Source organism: Granulicella sibirica, from assembly GCF_004115155.1.
Taxonomy (GTDB): Bacteria; Acidobacteriota; Terriglobia; order Terriglobales; family Acidobacteriaceae; genus Edaphobacter; species Edaphobacter sibiricus.
The window spans coordinates 345,836-372,787 of record NZ_RDSM01000003.1 but is presented as its reverse complement, the minus strand read 5'-3'; the positions used below and the strand labels follow the sequence as shown (position 1 = coordinate 372,787).

Below are 26,952 nucleotides of genomic sequence, written 5' to 3'. Positions count from 1 at the left end.
TCGCAGGCAGTCATGCAGGCCGCAAAAGAGTGAGGGCCGTTTCCCTTTCAGAAACGGCCTTCGTTGCGCTGTGCCTGCTATGGAGAAGGCTTTATGCGTTGTTGCTTTTCAGCTTGCGTAGTACGGCGATGAGGGCGTCGACGTCGTCGTAGTTGTTGTAGAGGGCAAGGGATGGGCGGACGGATGTTTCGACACCGAAGCGGCGCAACGCGGGTTGGGCGCAGTGATGGCCGGAGCGGACGGCGATGCCTTCCTTGTTGAGAGCGGCACCTACCTCTTCGGTCTTATAGCCCTCGAGCACGAAGGACATGACGCTGGCCTTCTCCTTCGCGGTTCCGATGAGGCGGAGGCCGGGGATCGTCTTGAGGAGGTTCGTCGCGTAGATGAGCAGGTCGTGCTCGTGGCGGGCGATGTTCTCCATGCCTAGACTCTCGACGTAGTCGATGGCTGCGCCGAGGCCGACTGCGTCGGCGATGTTGCCTGTGCCTGCTTCGAAGCGTGCGGGTGGTGCGTGATAGATGGTCTTCTCGAAGGTGACGTCGACGATCATGTTGCCACCGCCCTGCCATGGAGGCGAGTCGGCGAGTGCGTCGGGCTTGCCGTAGAGGACGCCGATGCCTGTGGGGCCGAAGACCTTGTGGCCGGAGAAGACGAAGAAGTCGCAGTCGAGGGCCTGGACGTCGGTGGCCATGTGCGAGACGGACTGGGCTCCATCGACGAGGACGCGCGCGCCGTAACGGTGGGCCATCTGGACCATCTGGCGGGTGGGCGTGATGGTGCCGAGGGCGTTCGAGACCTGGGTGATGGAGACGAGACGGGTCTTCGGGTTGAGGAGCTTCTCGAACTCGTCGAGGAGGATCTGGCCATCGTTGTCGACGGGTGCGACGCGGAGGCGGGCACCGGTTTCGGCGGCGAGCATCTGCCAGGGGACGATGTTGGCGTGGTGCTCGATCCAGCTGATGACGATCTCGTCGTCCTTGCCGATGTGGCGGCGGCCCCAGCTCTTGGCGACGAGGTTGATGGCCTCGGTGGCTCCGCGGACGAAGACGACCTCGTTGGTGGAGGGCGCATTGAGGAAGCGGGCTACCTTGCTGCGTGCGCCTTCGTAGGCGTCGGTGGCGCGGGCGGCCAGCTCGTGCGCGGCGCGATGGATGTTGGAGTTCTCGTGCTGGTAGAAGTACGAGATGCGATCGATAACGCTCTGCGGCTTCTGCGTGGTGGCGGCGTTGTCAAGCCAGATGAGGGGCTTGCCGTTGACGCGCTCCTGCAGGATGGGGAAGTCGCGGCGGATGGAGTCGATGTCGAACTGCTTGCGCGGGAGATGGAGGTCGGGCAGCAGGGTTGGGGTTGTGGCGGCGGCTGGTTTCTGCGCTGACGCCGTGGATGTGGGCTTGGAGAGTGCTCCTGCGTCTTCGAGGAAGTAGAGGGAAGAGACCGAGTTCAGGGCTGCCTTCACTTCGTCTTCCGTGGGGAGTGCGCCGAAGCCGGGAAGGGAAGGAAGGGTGGGCTCGAAGAGAGAGAACGAGGACAGGAAGGATGGTGCCGACGGCGTGGACGGCGTTGGCCTTTGCTGCGGTACGCCTGCGGGTGCGTAGGGCGCGGGGTTTGGCGTGGCCGGGGCGGAGGCTACTTCAGGCTGATAGAAGGATGGGCCGCTTCCGCAGAGGCGCTGCGCGCTGGATTCGCTGGGGAGTTTGTCGGCTCCTGGCGCCGGGAAGGGTGAGGTGGGCGTGGCTCCGAACTGCGGAGCCATGCTGGGTGGGGTGACCGCGGACTGCGCGCCGCCGAATTGTCCTACCTGACCGGACTGCCCGGGGGCGGCACGAAAGAAATCGTTCGCCATCTGGGCAAGGGCTGCGAGGTCGGGTGTGCCGGAGGGGGCTGTGCCGCGAGGGGCAACATCACGAGGACCAGGGGACAGACCCTCATCGGTCAGCGAGGGAAAGCCGGCGGCGCTGCTGCGATCACTTGTAGTCATAGTAGTTGCCGATCTCAACGTTCTCGAGCACGCCGAGCGCGTCCTCGGTGAGTACCGCTGCCGAGCAGTAGAGCGAGACGAGGTAGGAGGCGATGGAGTTGCGATCGATGCCCATGAAGCGGAGCGAGAGGCCAGGGGTCTGCTCGCCGGGGAGGCCAGGCTGGAAGAGACCTACGACGCCCTGCTTCTTTTCGCCGGTGCGGAGAAGGAGGATGTTGGTCTTGCCTTCGGCGCTGACGCCGAGCTTGTCCGAGGGGACGAGCGGGAGGCCACGCCAGGTGAGGAAGGGTGAGCCGAAGAGGGTGGTCGTGGGCGGGGGAACGCCGCGACGGGTGCACTCGCGTCCGAAGGCCGCGATGGCGGAGGGATGGGCGAGGAAGAAGGCGGGCTCTTTCCAGACCTTTGCGATCAGCTCGTCGAGATCGTCCGGCGTGGGATGGCCTTTGCGGGTCTGGACCTTGAAGGCGGGATCGACGTTCGAGAGAAGGCCGTAGTCGGCGTTATTGATGAGTTCGTACTCCTGGCGCTCTTTGACCTTCTCGACGGTGAGGCGAAGCTGCTCGCGGATCTGGTCGTGCGGGTGGCTATAGAGGTCGGAGATGCGGGTGTGGACGTCGACGATGGTGGAGATGCTGCTTAGGGTGTACTCGCGGGGCTTCTCTTCGTAGTCGACGAAGGTCTCGGGGAGACGGCGTTCGTCGCGGGAGCCACAGGAGACTTCGATCTCGGCGTCGTTCCTGACCTTGTTGACGCGATACGTGCCGGATTCGACGGGAACCCACGAGAGAAGCTGCACGAGCCAGCGCGGGGTGATGGCCGCGAGCTGAGGTGCGGTCTTTGTTGTATTGGCTAACTGACGTGCTGCTGCATCACCGACGGTGCGCTGGTTTTCGTTCGTGGCCACGGGAGTTGCTCCTTGCTGGTGCTGCTTGAGATTGTGTGTTCGTCCTGTTCGCGGGCTGAGGCCAGCGATGCGGGTTCCAGGCGATGACAACTCAAATCATAGTCAGGCTGGGGTTATGGGTGAATGAGGGTTGTGTTGTATTTGAAGAAGAGTGCGGGAGAATGATCTGTTGTGAGGCCGGTTGGCCTTATAAAATGAAGAGACCGCTCGATTCGGCCTTTGGCGGTACCTTGGAGACTGATGACGACTTCTGCTGACTCTTCCATTGATGGGATTGACCGCGACATCCTGGCGGAACTGCAGACCAATGCGCGTATTGCTTTTGCGGAGTTGGGGCGGCGGGTTGGGCTTTCGACGCCAGCGGTGATTGAGCGGGTGAAGAGGCTGGAGGAGAACCAGATCATCCTTGGATACAGGGCGATGGTGGATCCGGCGAAGGTTGGGTTGCCGGTGCGGGCGTTTGTGAAGGTGACGATCGCGGGAGATAAGCTGACGAAGTTCGCGGCGCTGATCAAGACGCTGCCCGAGGTGCTGGAGTGCCATCGCGTGACCGGTGCGGAGTCCTTCATGGTGCAGGTGGCGGTACGCGATGTCGGGCACATGGAGACGGTGATCGATGGCATGATGCCGTACGTTGCGACGAACACGTCGATGATTCTTGCGTCTCCCGTGCCTTGGAATACGGTCCTTCCCGCGCCGCGTGACACTAAGCAGAAGCGTGGAGGCAGGATTTCCCAAGGCGGCTGAGATGCCGCACGGTCTAAGACGGCTGTAGTGTCTGGTGCTCGATGTGACCGACAAATCGCCTCGAGTCAGCGAAACTTCTGTCGCCTGCCGCTTGCCTCTGACTCGTGATAGCTGCTACATAGGATGCGACGCGGGAGCAGGCTTATGCTGCTGCACTGGAGACGACGACGGCGACTTTGACGATAGAGCCGACACGCGGGCTTCTACCTTGGCGGGAATCGGCAAGGCCTTCTCAGTCGCCATGTCGCAGCCGCCGGTCAAGAGAAGCTTACCGCTTCCGCCTTGATGCTGAGCTTCGTCTGGCATGGTTTGCGGCAACCGGTCCGGTCTGATGTCTTCGTTCGCCGCAAGATCGAACTAAACCGTAATCCGCAGAGCGATAGCACAATGAGGAGTCCGCTATGAGATGTTTGCCGCCGATCGATCGCCGCACCTTCGTTGCATCGTCGCTCGCCGCCGCGGGGGCAGCCATACTGAGCGGAGGCTCTCCTTCTTTTGCGCAGGAGGGGAAGCAGGAGCCAGGCATGGGCAAGCCTTCATTGACCGCGACCTTCTCTCCCCTTCAATCGAGCCTGGTTGCGAAGACGAAGTGGAATTTTTATCCGACTATCACGGGACGGCAGTTCTGGAGTGACCTTCCGCAAGATGTAAGGGAAAATCTCTCTGCCCGGGCTGCTGCGGCAAACACCGGGGACTGGCCACAGCTTTTAGCCACGCTTGAACTTGAGTTTCAGCGCAACGGGAATCGTTCACGCTTTGAGGCTCTGCACTTCGGCCGACGCGAGAGGCTGATTGATCTCGTCTTCGGGGAGTGTCTTGAGAATCAGGGCAAATATCTCGATCAGATCGCTGCGAGGAGAGCTTCTGGGGCGCGCAGGCCCACCTTGGCGTACAGAAAGCAGGCGTGGGGCTGGGAGACACCGCGGAGCCGATCATCGACCTGTTTGCCGCGGAGACCGCAGCCACCCTGGCGCTGGTCGTATACCTGCTTGGAGACCGCCTCAACACCGTCTCTCCTCTCCTGATCCCGCGCATCGTGCGTGAGGCGGAGGCCAGGGTTCTTTCCCCCTTTCTCGAGCGTAACGACTTTAGCTGGATGGGGCTAACGGGGGGTCCGCACCATCTGAATAACTGGAACTCCTGGATCAACTCGAACATTCTCACGACTACGCTGCTACTCGAGAGCGATTCGACGCGCCGGGCCGCGACTGTGCTGAAGGTATGCCACTCGACCGATGAGTACCTCGCGGACTACTCGCCCGATGGGGCCTGCGAAGAGGGGCCGGCTTACTGGACACGCTCTGCGGGCACTTTCTTCGATTGCTGCCAGATGCTTGTTTCGGCGCACGGTGGTAAAGGTACCGAAGTGATCCGTCACCCCTTCACGCGGGCGATGGGACGCTTCATCATCAACGCCCACATTGCGGGCGATATGTACTGCAACTACGGAGACGCCCACCTCCAGGCGGATCCCCCACCCGAACTGGTATACCGTTACGGCCATGATTGCGGGGATGAGGGTCTCAAGGCCTTCGGCGCATTCCTCTCAGCCAATCATGGAATGGCGGCATCGGGTGACCCATTGAGGTCGGCCATGGCGGAAAACGTTGGAGGTGTTGCTTCGCTCACACGCGCTCTCAACGCGCTCGTTGTGGCGAAGCAGATTCGCACTGCGACCGGGAAAGATGCGCTCGTGCGAACGGCGTGGTATCCCAATCTTCCGCTGATGGCCGCGCGCCAGAAGGAAGATTCTGTCGAGGGTTTCTACCTTGCGATGCAGGCGGCGAGTAACGCGCGGAGTCATGGCCACAATGACTCAGGCAGCATTCTCGTCTTTCAGAACGGCGAGCCTCTCATTGTCGACGCGGGCGTCGGTACTTATGAAGCCAAGACTTTCTCGAAGGAACGGTACACGATCTGGTCGATGCAATCGCAGTACCATAACCTTCCCATAGTCGGCGGCATTGGTGAGCACGAAGGCTACCATCCGGGGCCGGGTCATGTTGACTACAAAGCCTTCGAGATCCGGTACACGGATGCGGGCGGAGTGACCTCGCTGTCTGCGAACCTGGCACCGGCATATCCGGCGGACGCAGCCGTTGAACGCTGGATACGGACGGCCACGCTCGATCGAAAAGCGGGAGCGATCATTCTTGAAGAGGTTTTTGAGTTAGGCAAGCCGCAGACGGTTGCGATGGCGTTTCTCACGCCAAAACAGCCGGTCATCGAGGTGGGACATGTGCGGCTCGGGGGCGCTGTGTTGCATTTCAGCCCTTCGCAGTTAGCGGCGACCTCCGAGCGAGTCGAATTGACTGATCCGTCCTTCCATCATGCCTGGGGCGAGGCGCTCTATCATGTTCTGCTTACCACGACTGGCCAGGTGAGCAAGGGAACTTACACGGTTGAAGTTCGGTCGGCCTGAAAGGACGTGTCTTCAGGTCGCGAGAAGGCCCCACAGAGCAAACTGCAGGGCCTTGGCGTGTTTAGAAAGAGAGTCTTGCCGTGAGCTGGATCTGGCGGCCGGTCCAGTACGAGTTCAGGAAGTTCTGGGTGCCGTCTGTAGTATTTGGGTTGGTATATCCCTGAATGTTGAACGCGTTGAAGGCGTCGGCGTTGATTCTGAGATTGACCCTTTCCGTGATAGGAAAAATCTTGAAGATGGAAAGATCGGCGTTGTAGTTGATGGGCCCCTGGAGAAAGGTGTGGGAGAATCTGTTCGCTCCGCTTGGACCGGCTGAGTAGCCCACCTGGACCACGCTCCCATTTTTTAGCGTCAGTGGCACGTTGTTGTTGCCATAGTTTGTTGTTCCCGGGACGTTATTGATGGGAGCCTCATAGGGCATATAACCCGAAGGAAGCCCTGAGACTCCATTGGTAGCCGCTCCGATCGTGCCCGGCGCGATATATCCGTTGAACCAGAGATTCTCATTCCGGCATACACCGCTGCGGCAATCCGTGATCGCGTGCGCGCTCTTGTAGACCTGAACAGGATTCGTCGTTCCCCAATTCGATGCTGCCACCTGGAACCACTGCGAGAGTACCTGTCCAGTTCCGGCAATCTGGAAACCGCCAACAAGTTCATTGACCAGCCAGTTTGCATTCCCGAGGAACTTCTTACCGCGTCCTACAGGAACATCGACAAGTCCGTTGAAGCCGATGTGATGTTCGGGAATGGCGCTGTCGATCTGGTAGTTTTCAAACCGGTTCAGTGTTGACAGGTCGGTTCCAGGCAAAACTCCCGGGAGGTAGTTTGCCGCCGGATACAGCTGGCTGTCGCGGAACGTATTTCCGCCAACACGAAATGCCCTGGAATAGACCCAGTAGATCTGGAAGGCGTATCCATTCTTCTTAAGCCTCTGGAGATTTACCTGAAGGGCGTTGTCGTTGGAGTAGCCACTCTTCTGTGAGATGTAGTTTCCGCCATACGTGGTCTGGTCGTACGGGCCCGTCGCAGTATTTGCATACTGGCCGGTCGGCGGAACGATCCCGTTGGCCGCCTCATAGACATAAGTCGATGGATGATTGTTGTAGTAATTGTTCTGATCCAGATTAGCTCCGTGATCATAAAGATAGGTTACGCGGAGGACGGTGTTGTACTTCAGCGGCTGCTCGACGGTCGCGTTGAACTCAGTGACAGTGTCCGGAGCGTAATGCGGATCGAGTGTATTGAATGTCACGCCCGGCTGAATGGAAGTTGTGGTTGCGCTGTTCACGACACCCGAACTATTCTGTCCGGCGACGACCGCCTGCTTCGCTCGCAGAAGGTAGTTTGGAAGGCCGTCGGGAGACTGGCTGGCACTGATATAGCTCTGCGAGTAATTCGCGGTGAAGGGTGGGTTTGAAGCCGTGATTTTCAGAGAGTTCCGTACCGGCACGGGATAGATAAAGCGGCCATATCCGGCTCTGATGACCGTTCCGCGCCTCCCGTCGAACGGGGTGTAGGCAAAGCCGAGGCGGGGACCGAAGTTGAAGTTGTAGTTGTACAACATGGACTGCGGAATCCCTGCCGCCTGTGGTGTTTCAAAGTTCACTCCCAGGTTTGCCAGGTTCGTCACGATCGCCTGCGTGGTGTAGCCCTTCTGGACGTAGAAAGAGATGGGGTTCGGGATGACGATCGCTTTCTTCGCGAGATCGAAGCTCTCCGTGATGCCGTCATGGGTCTGCGCCGCCGGGTGAATCTCCCAGCGTAGGCCAAGGTTCAGCGTGAGGTTCTTGTTGACGTGCCAGTTATCCTGGATGTAAGTGTCGAACTCCATATCGCGATAGTGGACGAAGGGTGCATTCAGGTTCACCGAGTAACTCGACGCTGCCCCAAGAAAGAGATCGGCATTTCCGTTGCCTGTGTTTGCGACGCCTGAATAGTTCGCGCCCGTGGTGGGGTCAAGATTCGCTGTTGCATAAGCTCCGAAGTTTACTGTGTCCCCGTTTCGATCAGGAAGATAGCCGAAGCGCTCGTGACGATACCTTCCTCCGAAGAGAAGCTGGTGTTTTCCGAGGACCTTCGTCAGGTTTTCATCGATGTTCGAGATGATCTGATTTTCCTTGTAATTAAACTGCGTGCCACCGTACGGCATGGTCGCCCCGTTGATGGTTGGAAAGCCGACCTCTCCGAAATTGTTTGGCAGGCCAAGTGCCGCCTCGTAGTTCAGGGTTGGATCTCCGCCGCCGACGAAATATTGCTGAAACCACTGCTGGCTCAGGTTAGTTTCCGATACAAACGTCGGCGAGAAGATGTGGGTATAGCCAAGCGCGGAACTGATCGTCGTCACAAGAAGAACCTGGGCGCCGCTGGCACCATCAGGGAAGCCTGCGCCGGCGATCGTCTGCGCGGAGTTAGAAGGATAGTTTCTTAGTGTTGCCTGATTCTGGTCGATCCACGTGTACCGGAGATAGAGCTTGTTCGCTTCGTTCACGGCATGATCGATGCGGAAGTTATATTGCGGAATGGTGGAGTTGTTTATTCCCGCTGTATTGAGATTCGGCGTGACGTTCGGATTGTCCGCAGTGGTCGGCAGGGGGGTAATGGCGAGAATGTTCTTCGCCAAGGGACTCTCCCGGGATGGGTCGATCTTGTTGCCGGCAAAGGGTGTTCTCTGGCCTGCCGAGTTTGTGGTCGCGGGGTCGTAGAGAGTCTGCAGGATTCCCGCGCTGTTCGTCAGCGTGCTGAAATCCCCGGTACGCCATTCAAGCTTCGGCACGTAAACAAGTTCGCTGGCGAAGCTGCGCAGCGAGTAGCGCTCATAAGCGAAGAAAAAGAAAGTCTTATCGGTGCCGTTATATAGATGTGGCATTCTGACCGGGCCGCCCGCGGAGGCACCGAACTCATTCCGGACATAGTGCGGCGCGGCGAAATTCGAAGGGTTCTGGCGGACCTTGGCGATTCCAATTGCATTGTTGCGAGCGGTTTCGAATAGAGAACCATGCAACGCGTTCGTGCCTGATTTCGAAGTGATGATGCCCGTGGCGGGTGTTGCGAACTGCGCGTTCGAGTTCGTCGTCTCCAGGCGCACTTCCTGGATGGAATTGCGAGCTCAACTGGTCGACGCAACACCATCTGATAGAAATGATTTCTTTTCGAGGTGGTGTAGATGATACAAGGAAGGCGGTTTGGACTTTCTTCTGATCAGAAGGTGGACATCTGGCGACGTTGGAAGTTGGGCGAGTCGCTCCATGAGATCGGTCGTGCCTTCAACAAGGACCATGGCTCAATTCAGTTCTTGTTAGCGCAGCACGGCGGGATAGCTCCTGCCGTGCGCCGACGCTCGCCACGAATGCTCACACTGTCCGAGCGGGAGGAGATCTCGCGGGGCATTGCGTCCGGTTCATCGATTCGTGAGATAGCCCGAGGTCTCCGACGAGCTGCGTCAACGGTAAGCCGGGAGGTGGCACGCCACGGTGGCCGTCCTGTCTATCGAGCCAGTGCAGCCGATCATCAGGCGTGGAAGTCGGCTCTGCGGCCCAGGCCGTGCCGTCTTGCTCTTCATCGAAAGCTGCGCCTGATCGTGGCCAGTAAACTGATCCTGAACTGGTCGCCGGAGCAGATTTCCGGATGGTTGAAGAGCCGATATTCCAACAACGAGAGCATGCGCGTGTCCCACGAGACTATCTACCGCAGCTTATTCATCCAGGCTCGAGGCGTGCTGAAGAAAGAGCTTGCACAGCACCTGCGGTCCAGGCGTCAGATTCGCCGTTCGGTGCACGCTCGAGTTGGCGGACATTCCCAAGGCCAGATCGTCGATGCCGTCTCAATCCGGGAGAGGCCTGCAGAAGTTGAAGACCGCGCCATCCCCGGCCACTGGGAGGGAGACCTGCTCGCCGGCACCGGCAACACTCACATCGCAACCCTGGTGGAACGGCATTCGCGCTTTACTATCCTGGTCAAAGTGCCAGGCAAAGACACCGCAACGGTAGTCGACGCACTCAGCCGCCAGGTTCGAAAGCTGCCCGCATCTCTGCGGCGCTCGTTGACGTGGGACCGAGGACTGGAGATGGCCAAACACAAAAGCTTCACCGTGGCCACGAAGGTGCAAGTCTACTTCTGCGATCCACAGAGCCCCTGGCAACGCGGCTCCAACGAAAATACAAACGGACTTCTGAGGCAGTACTTCCCTAAGAAGACTGACTTATCCGGCTACTCCCAGGCCGACCTCAACAAGGTAGCCCTTCAACTAAACCAGCGCCCGAGAAAGACGTTGGACTTCGAAACCCCGGCGGCTAAACTTCAAGCTAGTGTTGCATCGATCCATTGAGACCGCCATCCGGATCGGGAAGTTGCGCCTGGGTGGAGTTGCCTTCCCCTCCGAAGTTGCGATTCGTCATCGGCGCGCCGTCCTGCACGTATTCGAGCGCCTCTCCTAGAAGCCCGTTCGCTCTCGTGCCTCCCGCCTCAAGGCCCGGGGTCGTCAGACCCGCAAGCGACAGGAGAAAACGGCCATTGACGGGCAGCTCAGCGATACGCGAGTTGTCCAGTGTCGCGCTGATCGTGCCGCTGTCATAAGTGGCCAACTGGACGGCGTCGCCAGTGACCGTGACCTGCTCGGTAACATTGCCTGGGGTCAGCAATGGATTGATGATTGCCGTCTGGGCCACCTGAAGCTCGAGGCTCGTCTCGTACTTCTTCATGCCAGGGGCTGAAAAGGTCAGCGTGTAATTCCCGGTGAAGAGGGATGGGACCGAATAGAAGCCGCTGTCGTTGGCCTTGGTGTCGATAGCCGCAGCGGTACTTTGATTGACGACGTGGACCAGAGCGCCGGGCAGCACAGCTCCCGTTGAATCTTGAATCGTGCCCTGAATAGCGCCGACGCCGCTTTGCGCGATGGCATTGGCGGAAAATGCCAGCAGCGCGATAAGCAAGAAGAGGCGAGATCGATAGCGAGAAGCTGCGTTGAGCATTTGGCTGAATTGGCCGCGAGACTTTCTGATCATTGCGCTACCTCCAAAATGGTGCTGCGCTGACTGCTTCGCTCCTGTCCAATCGCACGACAGCCGCTGAGCACCATCATGTCTCCGGAGCATTCGAACGCTCCGGGAAGACATTCTTTTGACTCAGTCCCAAAAGCCAGCTGCGTCCTGGAGGGCAACTTTGTACGAGATGCCATAGCGCGTTGTCAACAGCACTTTACGTGGCTAGGTGGGCGGGAAACTCTCGTCCGGTGCTCGCGCAACCGTCGCACGCCATCCTCACAGCCGCGATCGCTATCTCTGCCGTATCTAGCTGGGACTCGATGAGCATTCAAGGCTTGGAGAAAGGGCAATGCCAAAGGCTCTTTGGAAACGGCAGTCTTCGCGGTCAACCAGCGCGGTAACCTTCGCGCTCGCATCGTGAGGAGGGTTCAATCACCTTGGTCTTTCTTATCTAGCCAGGAAGGCCCTATGCGCGCGCATTCTCCTCGAGGTACTTCCGAGCCAGCGAAGAGAGGCCGTCACAGATAGGCGCGTATTTCCGATCCTCAGCTAGATTAAGCATTTCGAGCGGATCTGCGTGCTCATCAAAGAGCAGCCGGCCATTGCCGCCATCAGGCCCGTACTCCACATAGCGCCAATGATCCTTGCGGACTGAGATTCCGTGGACGGTTTTTCCATCCTCGCTCCAGATACTGTATGCGGGTTTGTCCCACGGGGCGTTCGGCCGGTGGAGAAGGGATGAAAGACTCTCACCCTGGAGTCCCGAGGCGGGGGGCTTGAGGTTGCAGAGTTCAACGAGTGTTGAGTAAATATCGATCGATTGGACGAGCCGCGTGCAGGCCTTGCCATTACCCGCCGCGCGAGGGTCGTGAATGATCAACGGAACACGTGTTCCCATTTCGAAGAGGGAGCCGGCCTTGGACCACTTTCCTTTTTCGCCAAGTTGATAGCCGTGGTCCGCAACGAAGACGACGATGGTGCTCTGTCGAAGGCCGAGTGAGTCCAGTTCCGCCAGCACGCGGCCGATGTTCCAGTCGGCCCAGGAGATGGAGGCGAGGTAAGCACGGATGACTTCCTGAGCTTCCATTGGACTTGCTCCGCGGCCGATGAAGAGGTCGGCGTTTCGCATGCGGATGGCGGCTTTGGGGAAGCCAGCGGGAACGGTGGGCCACGCGGCGAAGTCTGGAGTGAGCTCAAGCTTCGCGGGGTTATAGAGATCAAAGAAGCGTTGCGGTGCTGTTGGCGGACTGTGCGGCTTCGAGAAGCCGCAACCGATAAAGAAGGGCTGGTTGCGGTACGTGCGGAGATATTCGATAGCGGTGTCGGCGACTCGATTCTCCGGGTGTCCATCGCCGTCGCCATCAAGAACGAGAATTTGATCGGAGTGAGCCGCCTGCTGGTTGTCCTGAGGCAAGGGTGGAACGATGCCCGGTGGGGGTGGCGGAACGGGTGGACGGGGGATCACCTTCTTGTGTTCGATCCCTGTGGGCGGTTGGAGGAGCTTGCTGCCGCCGCCGACGGTCCACGCGATCTCGTCGTCGTAGATGTCGTGGAAGATTTTGCCGGTGCGGGCAGTGACATAGCCCTGTTGCTTGAAGAGCTGTGGGAGGCTGGTGAGTTCAGGGCGTGTGTCGCGGAAGTTGGTGCGATTGCCGAGCACTTCGGTCTGAAGTGGGGTCTGGCCGGTGAGTAGGGAGGAACGGGATGGATTGCAGAGAGGGAACTGGCAGAAGTTGCGATCGAAGCGGACACCTCGGCTGGCGAGGCTATCCAGATTTGGAGTATGCGCATGGAAGCGGCTCCCATAGCACCCAAGCTCGACGCGCATATCGTCGGACATGAGCAGGAGGACGTTCGGGGGATTGGTTGCAGCGCGTGCGGATCTTGCAAGGGCCGCGGCCGCAGCGGTGGCTGCGGCCTGGGAGAGAAATCTGCGACGTGTGGGTTTCGGCATGGTAGCTCCGGGTGGCGTGGACATGCTGTAGGTCTGATGAAGCAATGGTCAGGGCATCGAGGAAGCGAGGCTTCTGCTAGAAGACGATACGTGCGCCGATCTGTAACTGGCGAGCTGCGTAGGCGGAGGTGATGGTGCCGAAGGTGGCGCTTCCGTAGGCAGCGGACGGCGTGGTCAGGTTCGTGTGGTTGAGGGCGTTGAAGACTTCGCCACGAAGCTGCAGGTAGCGGCCCTCGCCGAAGCTGACAGCGCGGATGAGAGAGAAATCAAGCGTGCCGAAGCCAGGGCCGCGCAGACTGTTGCGGCGCTGTGTGCCGAAGTTGTAGATCGCCGGCTGGGCGAAGGCCGCGGCGTTCAGCCAAAGCTGCGAGGAGCCGCGCTGATCCGCAGCGATGTACGGATTGCCCGTGATATTGGCGCGCTGGTTGCCGGAGGAGAATGCGTTTGTGTTGTTTGTGTTGGTGGTTACGGTGAAAGGTGGTCCGGAATAGGTCCGGGTGACGTTGCCAATGGTCCAACCACCGACGGCATGGGCGAGGATGCCCTGGTTCAGGAAAGCGCGGTGTGGTCCGAAGGGAAGCTCGTAGACGCTCGAGAAGACAAACTGGTGACGGATGTCGTTCGACGATGGGCCGTAGTCGGAGGCGCGGTCGTAGTAGTTGGCGTAGGTGCCACCGTCGTTGCCGAAGGAGGAACCGCCGGCGAAGGAGTTATCGAGGAACTTGGCGAAGGTGTAGGTCGCGTTAAGGTTGAAGCCATTGTGGAAGCGGCGGCTGATGCGGGTCATGGAGGCGTAGTAGTTGGAGTCGCTGTTGGTGGGGACAACGACGCTCACATTGCCGAATTGCGGAAAAGGCCGGTCCTTCTGCGAGCTATGGGCGGCGCTGAGGATGGCTGGATTGATCTGATTGATCTGCTGGGTGGAACCGGCGAGCTTATGCGCGACGCTGCCGATGCCGGAGACCTCAAGAACGAACTGGCCGGGCAGCCGTTGTTCGATATCCAGGTTGAACTGCGTGGTGTAGCCTGTGCGCTTCTTGGGGTCATAGTAGCTGACCGCAGTGGTGGCGGCGGAGCCCACGGGCACGGCTCCAAACGAGTCCGTGAGAGGTGCTCCGGCGTTGGAGACGTTGGGCACACCGGTGCGCAGGTAGAAGGGAGCGGTGAGCCCATTGTCGGGTGTGGAGAGGGACTCGGAGAGGCTGAAACCGGAGGTTGCGGCGTTGGGCTGGCCGGAGTCGAAGGGATGGGCGAAGAAGACGCCGGTCCCTCCGCGGATGACGGTCGCACCAAGACCAAAGGGCTGATACGAGAATCCGAAGCGTGGGGCGAAGTTGTTGTAATCCCCATCGTACGGCGTAGTGCGATATCCGTTGACGCCGAGGAACTTGACGACGCCCGGGGTGCCAGATACGGGGTTGATGGCGCTGGCGTCGAAGCTGTTCATTCGGTTGTTCTCATCGTTGATCGGCGTATCCGTCTCCCAGCGCATCCCGAGGTTGAGCGTGAGCCTCGGCGTGATGTTCCAATCATCCTGAACGAAGCCGGCGAGGTACCAGCTCACGCGTGTGACCGGCTCGGTGGAAGCCGCGCTGAAGGCGGTCGGGAAGCCTACGAGAAGAGAGGCTAGCCCATTGCCCGTTGCGCTATTGCCGGGCAGGGCGGTCGCCTGCGTGGCGAAGGTGAAGGCCCCGGAAGCAGTGGAGAGGCTGACCTCGTGGTCCATGGAGCGGCGTACTTCGGCACCGTATTTGATCGTGTGACGGCCGATGCTTTGGGAAAGGTTATCGACGAGCTGGTAGACGGTCACAGGATACTGCTGGCGTTCCTGCGAGTTACTGCCAAGCGGGCTGAAACCCGCAGGAGCGAAGTATGGGAAGGCATTGGTTGAGACACCACTGAGACCAAGCGAGGCGGGAAAGCCTCCGACCCCGTCAGCATACTGATGGTAGACGCGCGTGTCATAGAGGAAGCGAAGATCGTTGATGACCGTGGGTGAGAAGGTGTGTGTGTATTGGGCGTAGCCGATGTCATCGGTGGATGTGCTGTTGAGGGTGGGATCGGCGGCGGGTAGAGGGTACACGGAGTTATTCGTGGTGACGCCGCTGGTGTGAATGTAACGGAACGCCAGGCGATCTTTGTCGGTAAGGACGTGATCGACCCGGGCGAGATAAAACTGGGTGTTGTTACCGGCGACATCGTTGGCACGGAAGTTATTTGCCCCGGCCAGGTTATCCGGCGTGCGGTTGGGAAGGGGATAGTACTGCATGAGCGCGGCGGCGACGGGATCGATGGTGGTGATGCGGTTGCCCGCGAATTGAGTTCTTGTGCTGACCCCGTTGACGGTTTGGGTGGTCGATGGGTCGTAGATGGGAATGAGCTTGCCGGCCGCGGTGAAGGTCTGGGAGAAGTCGCCGGCTCGCTGAAGAAGCGTAGGGACCGTGAGGGTGACGGTCGAACCGGTGCGCTGGCGTCCTCCTTCATAGCCGAAGAAAAAGAATGTGCGATCGCGGCGGATTGGGCCTCCGATCGTGCCTCCATAGATGTTGTAGCGAAGCTCGGGCTTGCTCTTTGAACCATCAGCAGACGTACCGGCGAAGTAGCCTGGTGCGTCGAAAGCATCGTTGCGGAGGAATTCGTAGAGTGAACCGTGGAAGCCGTTGGTCCCGGACTTCGTGTTCTGGATGATGACGCCTCCCGCGGAGCCTCCGAACTCAGCGGCGTAGTTATTGCTGATGACACCGATCTCCTGGACGGTATCGACGGGCGGAGAGACCTCGGCTGTACCGATGCCGATGCGGATGTTCTGGCCGGAGCCTCCGTCGAGCCAGGTCATGGAGCTCTTGGTGCGGCCTCCCGAGAGACTGTAGTTGGCGGAATCGATAAAGACCGCGCCCCCGGTGAGCGCCACGATGTTCATGGAGGTGCGATTGCCGAGGGGAAGTTCAGAGACGCTCTTGGCCTCGATGGTTTGACCGATGGATGAGGTGCGCGTCTCCAATTCGGGAGCACTGCTCGTGATCGTTACATTCTGATCGACGGAGCCGGTCTTGAGCTGCGCATCCACGCCGAGGACCTGATCTGTCGAGAGCGTGAGACCGGATCGGGTGTAACGGCCAAAGCCTTTCTCCTCGACCGCGACGGTGTACGTGCCCACATTGAGGGCAGGCACGTTATACTTCCCGGCCTCGTTGGTCGTGGTGTGGATGGTCACGCCGGTGGCTTCGTTCGTCACATCGACGGCGGCATTCGCGATGACAGCCCCGACAGCATCGGTGATCACGCCGTTGATGGTTCCCTGGGTGGACTGGGCATTTGCCGCTGAGATCGTGAGGAACAAGGTAGATGCGGTGAGAAGCCATCGATGACGTGTGAAGAAGTGGAAGGTGTTCACAGGAATTTCCTTTCGAAATGGGAGCGGCGCACTTTGGGGCCGAAGGGATGTTGGCTTGAAGGATGAAGAGAGAGGGCTAGCTTCGATGTCAGCAACAGGCAAGCACGCGCTCGCAACAACGGAATACGCTGTTCGAGGCCTGCGCCGAATTGGAGTTATTGGATGTCAAGGCTGGTTTTCCTTGCTGTTCTCCACTCGGTCGGGATATTCGACGGAGGGAGTGTGGGTAGCACGGATGTGTTGCTCGATACGGGCAACTACGTCCGGATGAGCAGACGCGATGTCGGTCTTCTCCGCCGGATCGTTGGAGAGATCGTAGAGTTCGAGTGGGCCGGACCGCCCATGTCGAACTGCCTTCCACTTGCCCCAGCGAACCGCCTGTTCGAAGCTCGGTTCGTAGAACTCCCAATAGAGGAAGCGATCTTCGAACTTACGATCAGGTTTCAAGAGATAGGGACGAAGGCTGATGCCATCGGAGTGTTCCACAGGAGCTCCGGCAAGGTCGAGCGCGGTTGGAACAAAGTCTGGAAAGTAGGTGGGAACGTCGCTCGTCCGGCCTGCGGGGATATGGCTGGGCCAGCGGACGATCAGTGGGTCGCGTATGCCGCCTTCGTACATATCCCGTTTGTAACCGTGAAGGGGGCCGTTCGAATCGAAGAAGTCGATGACCCTGGTCTGCTGCGGCGTTGGCTCGGAGCGTGGACCATTATCGGAGGCAAAGAAGACGATGGTGTCCTGGTCGAGCCCGCTCGTTTTGATCGTTTCGAGGATGCGGCCGATTCCGCGATCGAGATATTCGATCATGGCCGCGTAGGTCTTCTCATCGTCATCCCACGATTCGTGGGCGTAGGAGCCGAAGTCCGGTGCGAGATAGGGGCTATGCGGGGCGTCGTACGCGACGTAGAGGAAGAAAGGATCCTGGAGATGTTGTCGGATGTAGGCGACGGCATCGTCCGTCACGATGTTCGTCGCGTAGAGACCCTGCTTTCCGTTGGCATTCTCCGGGAGGTCGATCAGGCGTCCGTTGTCGTAGCGCTGGGCAGGAAAGTAGCCTTGCGTACTTCCCGTCTGCGTCAGCCATCCTTTGAACGTGTCGAAGCCGTGGCGGTTTGGCGTAGCCTGGGGATCGTAACCGTCCAAGTGCCATTTTCCGAAGAGAGCCGTGGCGTAACCATCTCTTGATAAATAATCCGCGATGGTGTGGTCTTCCGGCGTGAGGCTGGCTCGGCGAATCTCTTGTTTGCCCTTGTGACCAACGTGCCCTCCGGCGAGCGCAAAGTTATCGCGAACGCGGGTGTGACCGCCATTAAGGCCTGTCATAAGGGAACTGCGCGATGGAGCGCAGACAGGTGCGCCGGCATAGGCCTGGGTGAAGCGCACGCCTTCGGCGGCGAGCCGATCGATGTTTGGAGTGGAGAACTTTTTCTGGCCGTAGACGCCTGGGTCGCCATAGCCCATGTCGTCCGCGAGAATAAAGATGATGTTTGGACGACGGCCTTTGCGCTGCTTGCCGGCACCAAAGGCTATGCCCGAGGTAGCGGCAAGGGTAGTCCAGACAAAGCTTCTACGTGTTAGGTTGTGCATGCGAACTCCGATGGATGGGGAGGGTGAGCGCGTTCGCACGAACAAAGAAAACGCCCACGGAGAGTGGGCGGGGTGAACTCAAAAACCGGGTAGTTTCGGTTATGCCGAGAGTATTCCAATCGCGCCACAGGACTGCGTTGCATTGCAACAACAGAGCTGGGCTTTCATCTGGAAACTATTTCTCGCGCGCATAACTAACGTTCTCATGGGTCCTACCACACGTCAAGCTACGAGGATCGAGGCGCCCGATCTGACTCATCGATGGTGATCGGACGCCCTAACCCCTTAGCTTGTTGTTTTCGATAACTCCGGACGGGCCGGTACGCCGTCCTGCAGTTCCTTCAGGCGCGTCTTGAGGTGATTTTGAAGGGTGGCATGTTCGGGGCGATCGTAGAGGTTCTGGGCCTCCTTGGGGTCGGATTGCAGATCGTAGAGTTCGAAGGCCTCGGGCTCGTCCTTGTAGAAGTGGATGAGCTTATAGCGGTCTGTTCGAATACCTCGATGTACGGCTACGTTCTCCGGGTTGGGGTATTCGTAGTACTCGTAGAGCCATTCCTTGCGGAAGCCGGGGTCGGCTTTCTTTGCGAGCGGAAGGACGCTCTTACCCTGCATGTGCGCGGGAGCGGCAACGCCTGCGAGATCGAGGAAGGTGGGCGCGAGGTCAATATCGAGAACCATCTCTTCTCGGACCGTGTGAGCGGGGATGCGCTTCGGGTAACGAATTTGTAAGGGTACGCGGATGGATGGCTCGTACATGAGGCGCTTATCAAAGAGGCGGAACTCCCCCAGGAAGTATCCGTGGTCCGAGCCTTGGACGATGGCTGTGTCGTCGAGGATGTTCTTCTTCTCGAGGTACTTGAAGACTCGACCGATGTTTTCGTCAACGGCGACGAGGCCAGCGTAGTAGTCCTTGGTAAGCCCTTCGAGTGAGCCTACGGCGACATGGCTGGAGGTGGTCCCAATCTTGTTGTTGCCTTCGCTAAAGCTCTTCGCTTTTCCTGGATAGCCTTTGAGGTCATCGTCGAACGTGGCTGGTTTGGGCACGGGGACGCCGTTGTAAAGGTCGAGATGCCGGCGGGGGCGGAAGAAGGGTTCGTGGGGTGCGACGAACCAGACCAGGAGGCAGAAGGGCTTGTCGCCGCGATCTTCCTCGAGCCAGGCGAGTGCTTTATCGACGGTCAGGTCGTCGGGATATACGTTCTTATAACGTTTCTCGGGGCCGACGACCCCCTTGCGGCCCTCTTTGAAGAAGGGGTTGACGTAGTCGTTGCCTGGATTGTTATGGCCGAAGTAGTAGTCCCAGTTGCGCTCTTCGACGCCGTTGCGGACGTGGACCTTGCCGAGGATGGCTACTTCGTATCCGGCCTCGCGGAGGAGGTCGGTGAAGAGCGGGATGTCGGAGGGCAGGGGAGCGTTCATATGCTCGTTCGAGAGGGCTCCGGTCGAGCGCGAGTACATGCCGGTGAGGGCGGCGGCGCGGGCGGGAGCGCATAGGGCATTGGTGCAGAAGGCGTTGTTGAAGTGAACCCCTTCGCGGCCGATGCGGTCATGGTTCGGGGTCTTCAGGATATTGTTTCCCGCGATCGAGAGGGCGTCGGCGCGCTGGCCTTCGCCGAAGAAGAAGACGAGGTTCGGGCGTTTGGGAGCAGGGTCGGCGGATGCGGCAGGAACGCCTACGGTTGAGGCGAGGACTGTTCCCGCGACGGCGAGGCCGCCCTGGAGGAACTCTCTGCGTGATGGGACGCCCTGCGTCTCGACGGCTTCCTTGTGGACTGCATTTTGCTCTTTCGGGTTGCTCATAGAACTGTTCTCCAAAGTGTTTGCATTCGGCGGACGCGGATTCTTCGCTTCACGATTTTCAACGATAACGGTCTGACTCGCGAGTTAGAAGACAGCCTTGACTGCCAGTTGGATTTGCCGCGGGGTGTTGGCCTGACTGCTGATAACGCCGAACTGTCCTGATGAGAGGGTCATGTTGGGAGTTCCGAAGACGACCTGGTTGAGCAGGTTGAAGGCTTCGGCGCGGAACTCGAGCGCTACTTTCTCGGTGGGGTGGAAGTTCTTGAAGAGCGAGAAGTCGAGATTGTGGGTTCCGGGACCCCGAACAGCGGAGAGCGTTCGTGGAGCGTTGCCGAAGGTGAAGGGAGCAGGCTGCGAGAAGGCGGCGGTGTTCAGGTAGCCGTTCAACCTGGAGATGATCGGGCCGTGGACGACAGGGCTGACGCCGGTGAGATTCGGGCGAAGGACGTTGCTTCCGGAGTTGGAGGTGTTCTGGGTTGATGGGGAGAGCGGGAATCCAGTCTGCTGGGTGGTGATCCCGTTGATCTGCCAGCCTCCCAGGAGCGCGTCGAGTGGCTTGCTCCATTGGCTGCCGAACTGTTGCCCGCGCCCGAAGGGAAGAGCGTAGACCCCGCTCACGACCAGGACTCGCGAGAGGTTGTTCGACGAGATAGAACGCTCGGCACCTGGGTTGTAGATGTTCTGGATGCCGCCGGTAATGTTGCCGACGTTCTGGATGCCGGAGTAGTTGTCGATCTGCTTCTGCGCCGTGTAGGAGACGAGGGCGCTGAGGCCGTGAGAGATGCGCTTGTTCACCTTGAGTTGGAAGGCGTTGTAGATCTCATATCCACCGCTGAGGTAGGACAGGTAAACGGCGGTGAACTGGGGAAATGGGGCCGCGAGATAGCTGCGTGGGATGGTCTTGCCGGACTCCGCGCCGGTGGTGATGATGCCGTAGAAGGGGTTGGCTACGCTTTGCTGCAACTGGGTTCCAAGGGCGAGTGCGGCGGGCGTGAGCTGGTTGGCGTTCCAGTCGGACTCTCCGGACTTGTTAAGGTGTACGCCGTGGCTGCCGACGTACGCGGCGTCCACGAGGATGTTGAAGGGCAACTGGCGCTGAATGTCGACGTCGTAGTTCTGGGTGTAACCGACCTTGTTATCCCCGATCAATGGATTCTCGAAGGATGAGCCGATGCCGGTTGCGAGACCTTGAGAGCTTCCGACGGGTTGGTTCAGGCCGGTTGGAAAGGGATTGCTAAGGAAGACCGAAGGCGTGAGGCCGTTGGAGCTTCCGGTGTAGGTGGTGACGGCGCTGAAGCCCTCGTTGCCGATGGTGGCACCGGCAGAGCGCAGCGAGGGGCCGAAGTAGACACCGTAGGCTCCGCGAATGGCGGTGTTTCCGTTGACCTGATAGGCGAGGCCGATGCGGGGGCCGAAGTTGGCGTACTGCGGGTTGAACTGGCGGCGGCTCGCGCCATTGGCCCCAGTGAAGGCTACGCCGCCCGTGAGACCCGCGATGCCGGAGGCAGAGGCGAGTGGCGAGGCTGCGTTGGGATCGAAGGTCTCAGCGCGGTCGTGGCGTTCGGTGCGGGGAATGTCGAGGTCATAGCGCAGGCCGAGGTTGACCGTGAGGCGATTGAAGGCTTTCCAGTCGTCCTGGATATAGGCTCCGTAGTAACGGCTCTGGGTTGCGGCATTCTTTGAGCCGATGGTGTAGGTGCCGGTTCCGACTCCCAGAAGAAGCGATGCCAAGGCGTTACCACCAGTCGCCGTGGCTACGTTCGGGTTCGGTCCCTGGGTGATGGCGTTGGTGAAGGTGTAACTTCCGGTCGAAGAGCCTGACTCGACATCGTTGGCCTGCAAGAGGCGAATGTCTCCGCCGAACTTCAAGACGTGCTGTCCAAGGATCTTGGTGTTGTTGACCCCGAGGAGGTAGATATTGAAGCCGCCACGACGAGTTTGCCCCTGGGCAGCGTCTCCGAGGGTGTAGTAGTTCGCGGGAGCGATGCCAGGGAAGAGCAGATGGTCGGCGTTCGAGGCGATGTAGCCGGGGAAACCAAGCTGCGTGGAAGGGTTGAAACCGGCGCTGATGGGCGTGAAGTTGATGAAGGTGCGCGAGAAGCCGAAGGGAACGTCGACGATGAAGGTGGGGCTTATGGTCCGGGTGTAGTCGATGGCTGCGCTGTTGGAGGTTTGCGGCTGGAATTGTCCTCCTTCGGCGACCTGACTTGTCTGTGGAAAGAGGAGCGCGGGAGGCGAGGACAGGTTGCGCCGGGAGTAGCTGACGAAGAGCCGGTTGCGCTCGTTGAAGACCTCGTCGACACGGGTGTCGAAGGTGTCGATGTTCAACTGCGACGTGCCGGAAGCGAAGTAGTTATTGGTGCCGGTGAAGGCGGTGCCCGCCTGATTGGGCAACGGATAATAACCGATTATTTTGGCCGCAACAGGATCGATGGTCGTGATCTTGTTGCCGGCAAATGGCTGGCGCACATAGCCAGTGCCTGAAGCGGTGGTTGTGTTCGGATCGTAGATGACTACTGGCGCGCCGGAGGCTGTGAAGGTTTGCGAGAAGTCCCCAGCGCGTTGCAGCGCGGTGGGTACGGTGGTGGTGAGCTCAGTCTGGGTGCCTTGCCGTAAGCCCTCATAGGAGAAGAGGAAGAAGGTCTTGTCCTTGCCGTTGTAGACCTTCGGGATGCGCACGGGTCCGTTCAGGCTGCCGCCGAACTGGTTGCGCGAGAAGTTGGGCAGAGGTGTTCCATTGCGGTTGGCGAAGAAGGTATTTGCGTCGAGCGCGGAGTTACGAACGAAGTCATAGAGACTTCCGTGGAATTTGTTGGTGCCCTGCTTGAGGATCACGTTGACGATGCCACTTCCGCTGCGGCCGAACTCGGCGGAATAGGCGTTGGTTTCCACCTTGAATTCCTGGACTGCATCCACGGAGGGAAAGACGGCGAAGCCGCCGATGGGGACGATGAGCGGCGGAGATGCGGGGATGCCGTCGACGAGGACGCTCGTAGTACCGGGACGGCCTCCGTTGACCGAGAAGTTGAGGCTGTTGTACTGGTAGGTGACGCTGCCGGTGACGCCGGGCACGAGGAACATGAGCGAGTAGACATTGCGCTGATTGAGCGGGAGATTGTCGACGCTGCGATTGTCGATGACCTGGCCGATGGCGGCGGTGTCGGTCTCCAACTGGCTGGCGTCGGCGTTCACTTCTACCTTCTGTGTGGTCTCACCAATCTGCAGGGGGACGTTAATGTCGACGACCTGATTGACGGCGAGGTTGATGCCGGAACGCTCTTCGGCCTTGAAGCCGGGCGCTTCAATGGAGACGCGGTAGGGTCCGCCGGGTGCCAGAGACGGAAAGATAAAACGGCCGGCGGTGTCGGTGTCCGCATGAGCGGCGACCCCGGTGGAGGTGTTAGTGACGGTGACCTTCGCGCCTGATACGGTTGCGCCGGAAGGATCCTGCACGGTGCCGCGGAGGGATGCGGTTACGAACTGCGCCATCGCCACGCGGGCAGGGAGGGCGATGAGCAGGAGCGCGAAGAGCAGCAGGGCGAAGGGTAGCGGTGCGAGGGATCGCCCACGTTGGAGAGTTACATCAGAACTGCTCTTGAGCGCAGGAGCACGTCTTGGTAAAGACATCTGCGAAACCTTTCGAAGCCAATGTTTTCCTGTTTGGGAAGCAACATCAGCGGCATTCCGGATGGGATGTTATGGGATGATGCCGGACGGTCAGAAACACGAAACCCGCCTCAGCGTGTGCTGACAAGCGGGTGTCCTGCTTCGAGAAGTCCTGCGAAGAGTTCGCAGTTCACTCTTTCAGGCAGGAAAAAAACTCAGCCGACAACCAGCGCATGTCATGGTGTTGGAGCCATGACAACAACAGTTCAGCTGGGCAATCGTCTGCATGTGCACAGACTATCGCAAGCGGCGCGGAATGACCAGTACAGGGCGGTTCCGGTTGCCGATAGCCCGGGGTTGCGAAGTGGCTTTTTCACGAGTACGACGGTTAAGACGGACTTCCTGTTGCCGACGAATGCCACGTGCGAAGGGTCCGCAGTCTGACAATCCTCGCCCTTCATCAATTCAGAGGTCCTACCTCGGAATTGAATTTAGGGGATAAAGTGGTATTTTTTAGGGGCGCTGAAAGCCGTTGCCGTAATCGTGGTGTTTCAAAGGGGTTAGCAGACGCGAAGAGGAATTTGCCAATGTTTCACCAGAACGTTTTTGAGCGGTAGAACGTGGGGCGTTGTGCGGTCAATGTGGTCACTTTGCGGTATTCGGAAAGTGGTCTGTTTTGTTCGCACGGGCGACATCGACGTCCTCTTATCGGCCGCTATAGAGGATCGAGTCGCCCCCCTGTTTCGCGGAGAGTGCGTCGTGGGGATAGAGCTTGTCGACGTTCTCCGGGGTGACGAGCTGGTGTTTGACAAATGTCGACGGAGGGGGCGGGTCGCCTTCAAGCACACGGATGGCAAGGGAGACGACCGCATCGCCGTACTGCTCGGGAAAGTACCCGACCGAGCCGACGAAGCGGGAGCCTGGTTGTCGCATGTCCTGTCGAACCTCCATGCTTGCGTTCTGGCCGACGACGATGCAATGTTCGGCGCGTCCAGCCTCGGAGAATGCCGCCAGCGCGCCACGACAGCCCTCGTCATTGACCCCGGAGATGAGGACACGCTGGGCGCGCGAGCGTGCGAGATAACGGCGAGCCGCCTCCCAGCTACTTGCGAATCGACCGTGCCCTTCAAGGAACTCGACGTTCTGCTCCGAGAATTTGGGAAGCACCTCGCGCAGCCCGGCGATGGTGCCGGTCAGGCGAGCCTGGGGAAGCGCCCCGGCGGCCAGCTGCTCGAGGAGCAGGACCTGATCGGCCTGGCCGCGCCATTGGTCGAGGCATGCCTGCCCGAGGGCTCGCCCTCCCATGACGCCGGCGCGGTAGTTGTTCGCTCCAAAATAGAAGGCCTGAGGGTGGGGCACCTCGATCGCAAGACATGGAATGCCGGCTAGGCGGAGCCGCGCGGAGATTGCGGTTGCAGCCTTTTCAACGGTCTGGAATTCGATGACGAAGTCGACCCGCTCGTGGACGAAGGCGTTCACATTGCGGAGCGCAATCTTTGCACTGAGGTGGTTATCGAGAACGATGAGGTCGATGCCGGCTGAGTAGGCGCTGCTGCGTATGCTGTCGGAGACGATGCGGGCGAAGGAAGAGATATCGCTCTGGGCGGCGTAACCGAACCGATAGCGAACACGGCGCGGGGAGGAGCCAGGAAGGCGATAGCGATTGCGCTCCGGCCGCTGCAACATGCCGCATTCGACGAGCGTGGCGAGGAGCCGGTAGGCAGTCGGCTTGGGCAGGCCGCAGCGCGTGGCGATCTCATCCAGTTGCAGGACTTCAGCATTGCTACGGAAGCATTTGAGGATGGCGCAGGCGCGTACGACGGATTGAACGGAGGAGGCGCGGGAGTCCTCCTTCGGAGCCAGCCCGGGTGAGGGGAGCGACTTCTTCGTGACGGCTTTCTTCGCTCTTTCCACGAGCCCTCCGTTGGAATTATTTCACATTGTGAAATAGCAGCCCATGCGCAGGCTTCCCCATTTGCTGGGGAGTTAGGGAAAAGGCGCTCTCCCGAGGGTTTTTTATTTCACGATACGAAATGAGATGTTTGCCTTTCTTTCTGGTTGGCAGTCGTTCCCTGGTACTCCTATGCTCCGCGCTTGAATGAATCGAGACGGAAGGGTTCGCATGATCGTTGGAGGCAATGAAGTACGGGTGGGCTTGTTGGGGCTTGGGCTGAAGGCCTACTGGCCGCAGTTCGAGGGTCTGCGGGAACGGCTTGAGGGATACCTTGGCGTGGTGGAGGGGATGATCGAGGGGGCTGGCCGCTCGGTTGTGCGGCTGGGGTTGGTCGACGACATGGCGACGGCGGTAGAGGCGGGCCACGCGTGCCGGCGGGAGGACGTGGACCTTCTGCTGATCTATGTCACGACCTATGCCCTCTCGTCGACCGTGCTACCGATCGTGCAGCGGGCGAAGGTTCCGGTGATTCTTCTGAACCTCCAGCCTGAGCTGGCGATGGACTATGAGAGTTTCAACCGACTCGGGGACAGGACGGCGATGACCGGGGAATGGCTTGCGTGGTGCAGTGCCTGCCCGGTGCCCGAGATCGCCAATGTGCTGCGCCGGCTTGATATTCCCTTCTTCCAGGTGACTGGATCGTTGAAAGACGACCCCGCGTGCTGGACTTTACTGGACGCATGGCTGACGGCGGCACGGGTGGTGAAGAGCCTGGCGCACAGCAAACTTGGCCTGATGGGGCACTACTACTCGGGAATGCTGGATATTGCGACCGATCTCGCGCAGGTGAGTGGACGGTTCGGGTTGCTGATCGAACAGCTTGAGGTGGATGAGCTTTCGGCACGACGTCGGCAGGTGAGCGAGACCGAGACTGAGGAGCGGGCGGCAGCGTTCGCGGAGGAGTTTGACGTTCGCCCGGATTGCGAACAAGGGGAGTTGCTACGGGCGGCCCGGACGGCGGTGGCACTCGATGGCATGGTGGGCGAACACGGGATCGATCTGCTGGCCTATTACTACAAGGGCACCGGAGTCGCCGAGAACGAAGACACGATGAGCTCGATCATCCTGGGGACGTCGCAATTGACCACGCGGGGTGTACCGGTGGCGGGCGAGTACGAGGTGAAGAACGCGATCGCGATGAAGGTGCTGAGCGAAGTGGGGGCGGGTGGGTCCTTCACCGAGATCTATGCGTTGGACTTCAAGGAAGACCTGGTGCTGATGGGCCATGATGGTCCGGGTCACTCGCTGATTGCGCAGGACCGTGTGATGGTTCGGCCGCTGGAGGTTTATCACGGCAAGGTAGGACGGGGCTTGTCGGTGGAGATGTCCGTGCGGCACGGTCCGGTGACGCTGCTCTCGATTGTCGAGGATCGCGACGCGGGCTTTCAGTTTTTGATTGCCGAGGGAGAGAGTGTGCCTGGAAGAATTCTCGAGATTGGAAATACCAATAGCCGCTACAAGTTTCCGCTGGGAGCACGGCGCTTTATCGAAAGCTGGAATGCGCACGGTCCTGCACATCACTGCGCCATCGGCGTCGGCCACGTGGCGGAGATCCTGAAGAAGACGGCGGACCTGCTGCAGATTCCTGCAGTCCAGGTCTGCTGATTGCAACCAATCCTGTAACAGA

The 26,952-nt window shown here is 59.6% G+C and carries 15 protein-coding genes; 4 read left to right on the top strand and 11 right to left on the bottom strand.

Annotation, left to right across the window (positions count from 1 at the left end; translation table 11 throughout):
• Positions 1 to 91: 91 nt before the first annotated feature.
• Together GRAN_RS18215 and GRAN_RS18210 are read right to left on the bottom strand one after the other, a co-directional pair.
• Positions 92 to 1,978, bottom strand: coding sequence for a family 2A encapsulin nanocompartment cargo protein cysteine desulfurase (locus tag GRAN_RS18215; RefSeq protein ID WP_128914480.1), 1,887 nt, complete (start codon positions 1,976 to 1,978; stop codon positions 92 to 94).
• Entirely contained in the window at positions 1,965 to 2,882 is a 918-nt protein-coding gene (locus tag GRAN_RS18210; RefSeq protein ID WP_128914479.1) for a family 2A encapsulin nanocompartment shell protein, read from the bottom strand. The genes GRAN_RS18215 and GRAN_RS18210 overlap by 14 nt, the downstream gene beginning before the upstream one ends.
• 240 nt (positions 2,883 to 3,122) lie before the next feature.
• Here GRAN_RS18210 and GRAN_RS18205 point away from each other — a divergent pair, with 240 nt between their 5' ends.
• Positions 3,123 to 3,629: an Lrp/AsnC family transcriptional regulator gene (locus tag GRAN_RS18205; RefSeq protein WP_128914478.1), complete on the top strand. Its 507-nt coding sequence runs from the start codon at positions 3,123 to 3,125 to the stop codon at positions 3,627 to 3,629.
• Between the two features lie 114 nt (positions 3,630 to 3,743).
• Here GRAN_RS18205 and GRAN_RS18200 read toward each other — a convergent pair whose 3' ends face one another.
• On the bottom strand, positions 3,744 to 3,935 hold the full coding sequence (locus tag GRAN_RS18200; protein ID WP_128914477.1) for a hypothetical protein: 192 nt from the start codon (positions 3,933 to 3,935) through the stop codon (positions 3,744 to 3,746).
• Positions 3,936 to 4,533: 598 nt separating this feature from the next.
• Between GRAN_RS18200 and GRAN_RS18195 the strand changes: the two genes are divergently transcribed.
• The gene (locus GRAN_RS18195) at positions 4,534 to 6,051 is read left to right on the top strand and encodes a heparinase II/III domain-containing protein (protein WP_128914476.1); all 1,518 of its coding nucleotides are present in this window, start codon (positions 4,534 to 4,536) and stop codon (positions 6,049 to 6,051) included.
• Between the two features lie 61 nt (positions 6,052 to 6,112).
• On the opposite strand, the gene GRAN_RS18190 is transcribed toward GRAN_RS18195, so the two are convergent.
• The gene (locus GRAN_RS18190; protein ID WP_128914475.1) at positions 6,113 to 9,139 is read right to left on the bottom strand and encodes an outer membrane beta-barrel protein; all 3,027 of its coding nucleotides are present in this window, start codon (positions 9,137 to 9,139) and stop codon (positions 6,113 to 6,115) included.
• Between the two features lie 78 nt (positions 9,140 to 9,217).
• Here GRAN_RS18190 and GRAN_RS18185 point away from each other — a divergent pair, with 78 nt between their 5' ends.
• Positions 9,218 to 10,378, top strand: coding sequence for an IS30 family transposase (locus GRAN_RS18185; protein WP_128914474.1), 1,161 nt, complete (start codon positions 9,218 to 9,220; stop codon positions 10,376 to 10,378).
• Here GRAN_RS18185 and GRAN_RS18180 read toward each other — a convergent pair.
• The 7 genes from GRAN_RS18180 to GRAN_RS18150 form a co-directional block, all read right to left on the bottom strand.
• A complete protein-coding gene (locus tag GRAN_RS18180) occupies positions 10,356 to 11,054 on the bottom strand; it encodes a carboxypeptidase-like regulatory domain-containing protein (protein WP_161571042.1) in 699 nt (232 codons plus the stop codon). The genes GRAN_RS18185 and GRAN_RS18180 overlap by 23 nt on opposite strands.
• A 445-nt stretch (positions 11,055 to 11,499) precedes the next feature.
• Positions 11,500 to 12,987 (bottom strand): sulfatase, encoded by a 1,488-nt coding sequence (locus GRAN_RS18175; protein ID WP_128914472.1) that lies wholly within the window; start codon positions 12,985 to 12,987, stop codon positions 11,500 to 11,502.
• 76 nt (positions 12,988 to 13,063) lie between these two features.
• Positions 13,064 to 16,381 (bottom strand): TonB-dependent receptor, encoded by a 3,318-nt coding sequence (locus tag GRAN_RS18170; RefSeq protein ID WP_161571041.1) that lies wholly within the window; start codon positions 16,379 to 16,381, stop codon positions 13,064 to 13,066.
• A gap of 165 nt (positions 16,382 to 16,546) precedes the next feature.
• Positions 16,547 to 17,965, bottom strand: a complete 1,419-nt coding sequence (locus tag GRAN_RS18165; protein ID WP_128914470.1) for an arylsulfatase — start codon at positions 17,963 to 17,965, stop codon at positions 16,547 to 16,549.
• A 285-nt stretch (positions 17,966 to 18,250) separates the two neighbouring features.
• Positions 18,251 to 19,765, bottom strand: coding sequence for a sulfatase family protein (locus GRAN_RS18160; RefSeq protein ID WP_128914469.1), 1,515 nt, complete (start codon positions 19,763 to 19,765; stop codon positions 18,251 to 18,253).
• A gap of 84 nt (positions 19,766 to 19,849) precedes the next feature.
• On the bottom strand, positions 19,850 to 23,392 hold the full coding sequence (locus GRAN_RS18155; RefSeq protein ID WP_128914468.1) for a TonB-dependent receptor: 3,543 nt from the start codon (positions 23,390 to 23,392) through the stop codon (positions 19,850 to 19,852).
• 684 nt (positions 23,393 to 24,076) lie between these two features.
• The gene (locus GRAN_RS18150) at positions 24,077 to 25,285 is read right to left on the bottom strand and encodes a substrate-binding domain-containing protein (RefSeq protein ID WP_241654933.1); all 1,209 of its coding nucleotides are present in this window, start codon (positions 25,283 to 25,285) and stop codon (positions 24,077 to 24,079) included.
• 208 nt (positions 25,286 to 25,493) lie between these two features.
• Here GRAN_RS18150 and GRAN_RS18145 point away from each other — a divergent pair, with 208 nt between their 5' ends.
• Positions 25,494 to 26,930 (top strand): arabinose isomerase, encoded by a 1,437-nt coding sequence (locus GRAN_RS18145; RefSeq protein WP_128914467.1) that lies wholly within the window; start codon positions 25,494 to 25,496, stop codon positions 26,928 to 26,930.
• Positions 26,931 to 26,952: the final 22 nt, after the last annotated feature.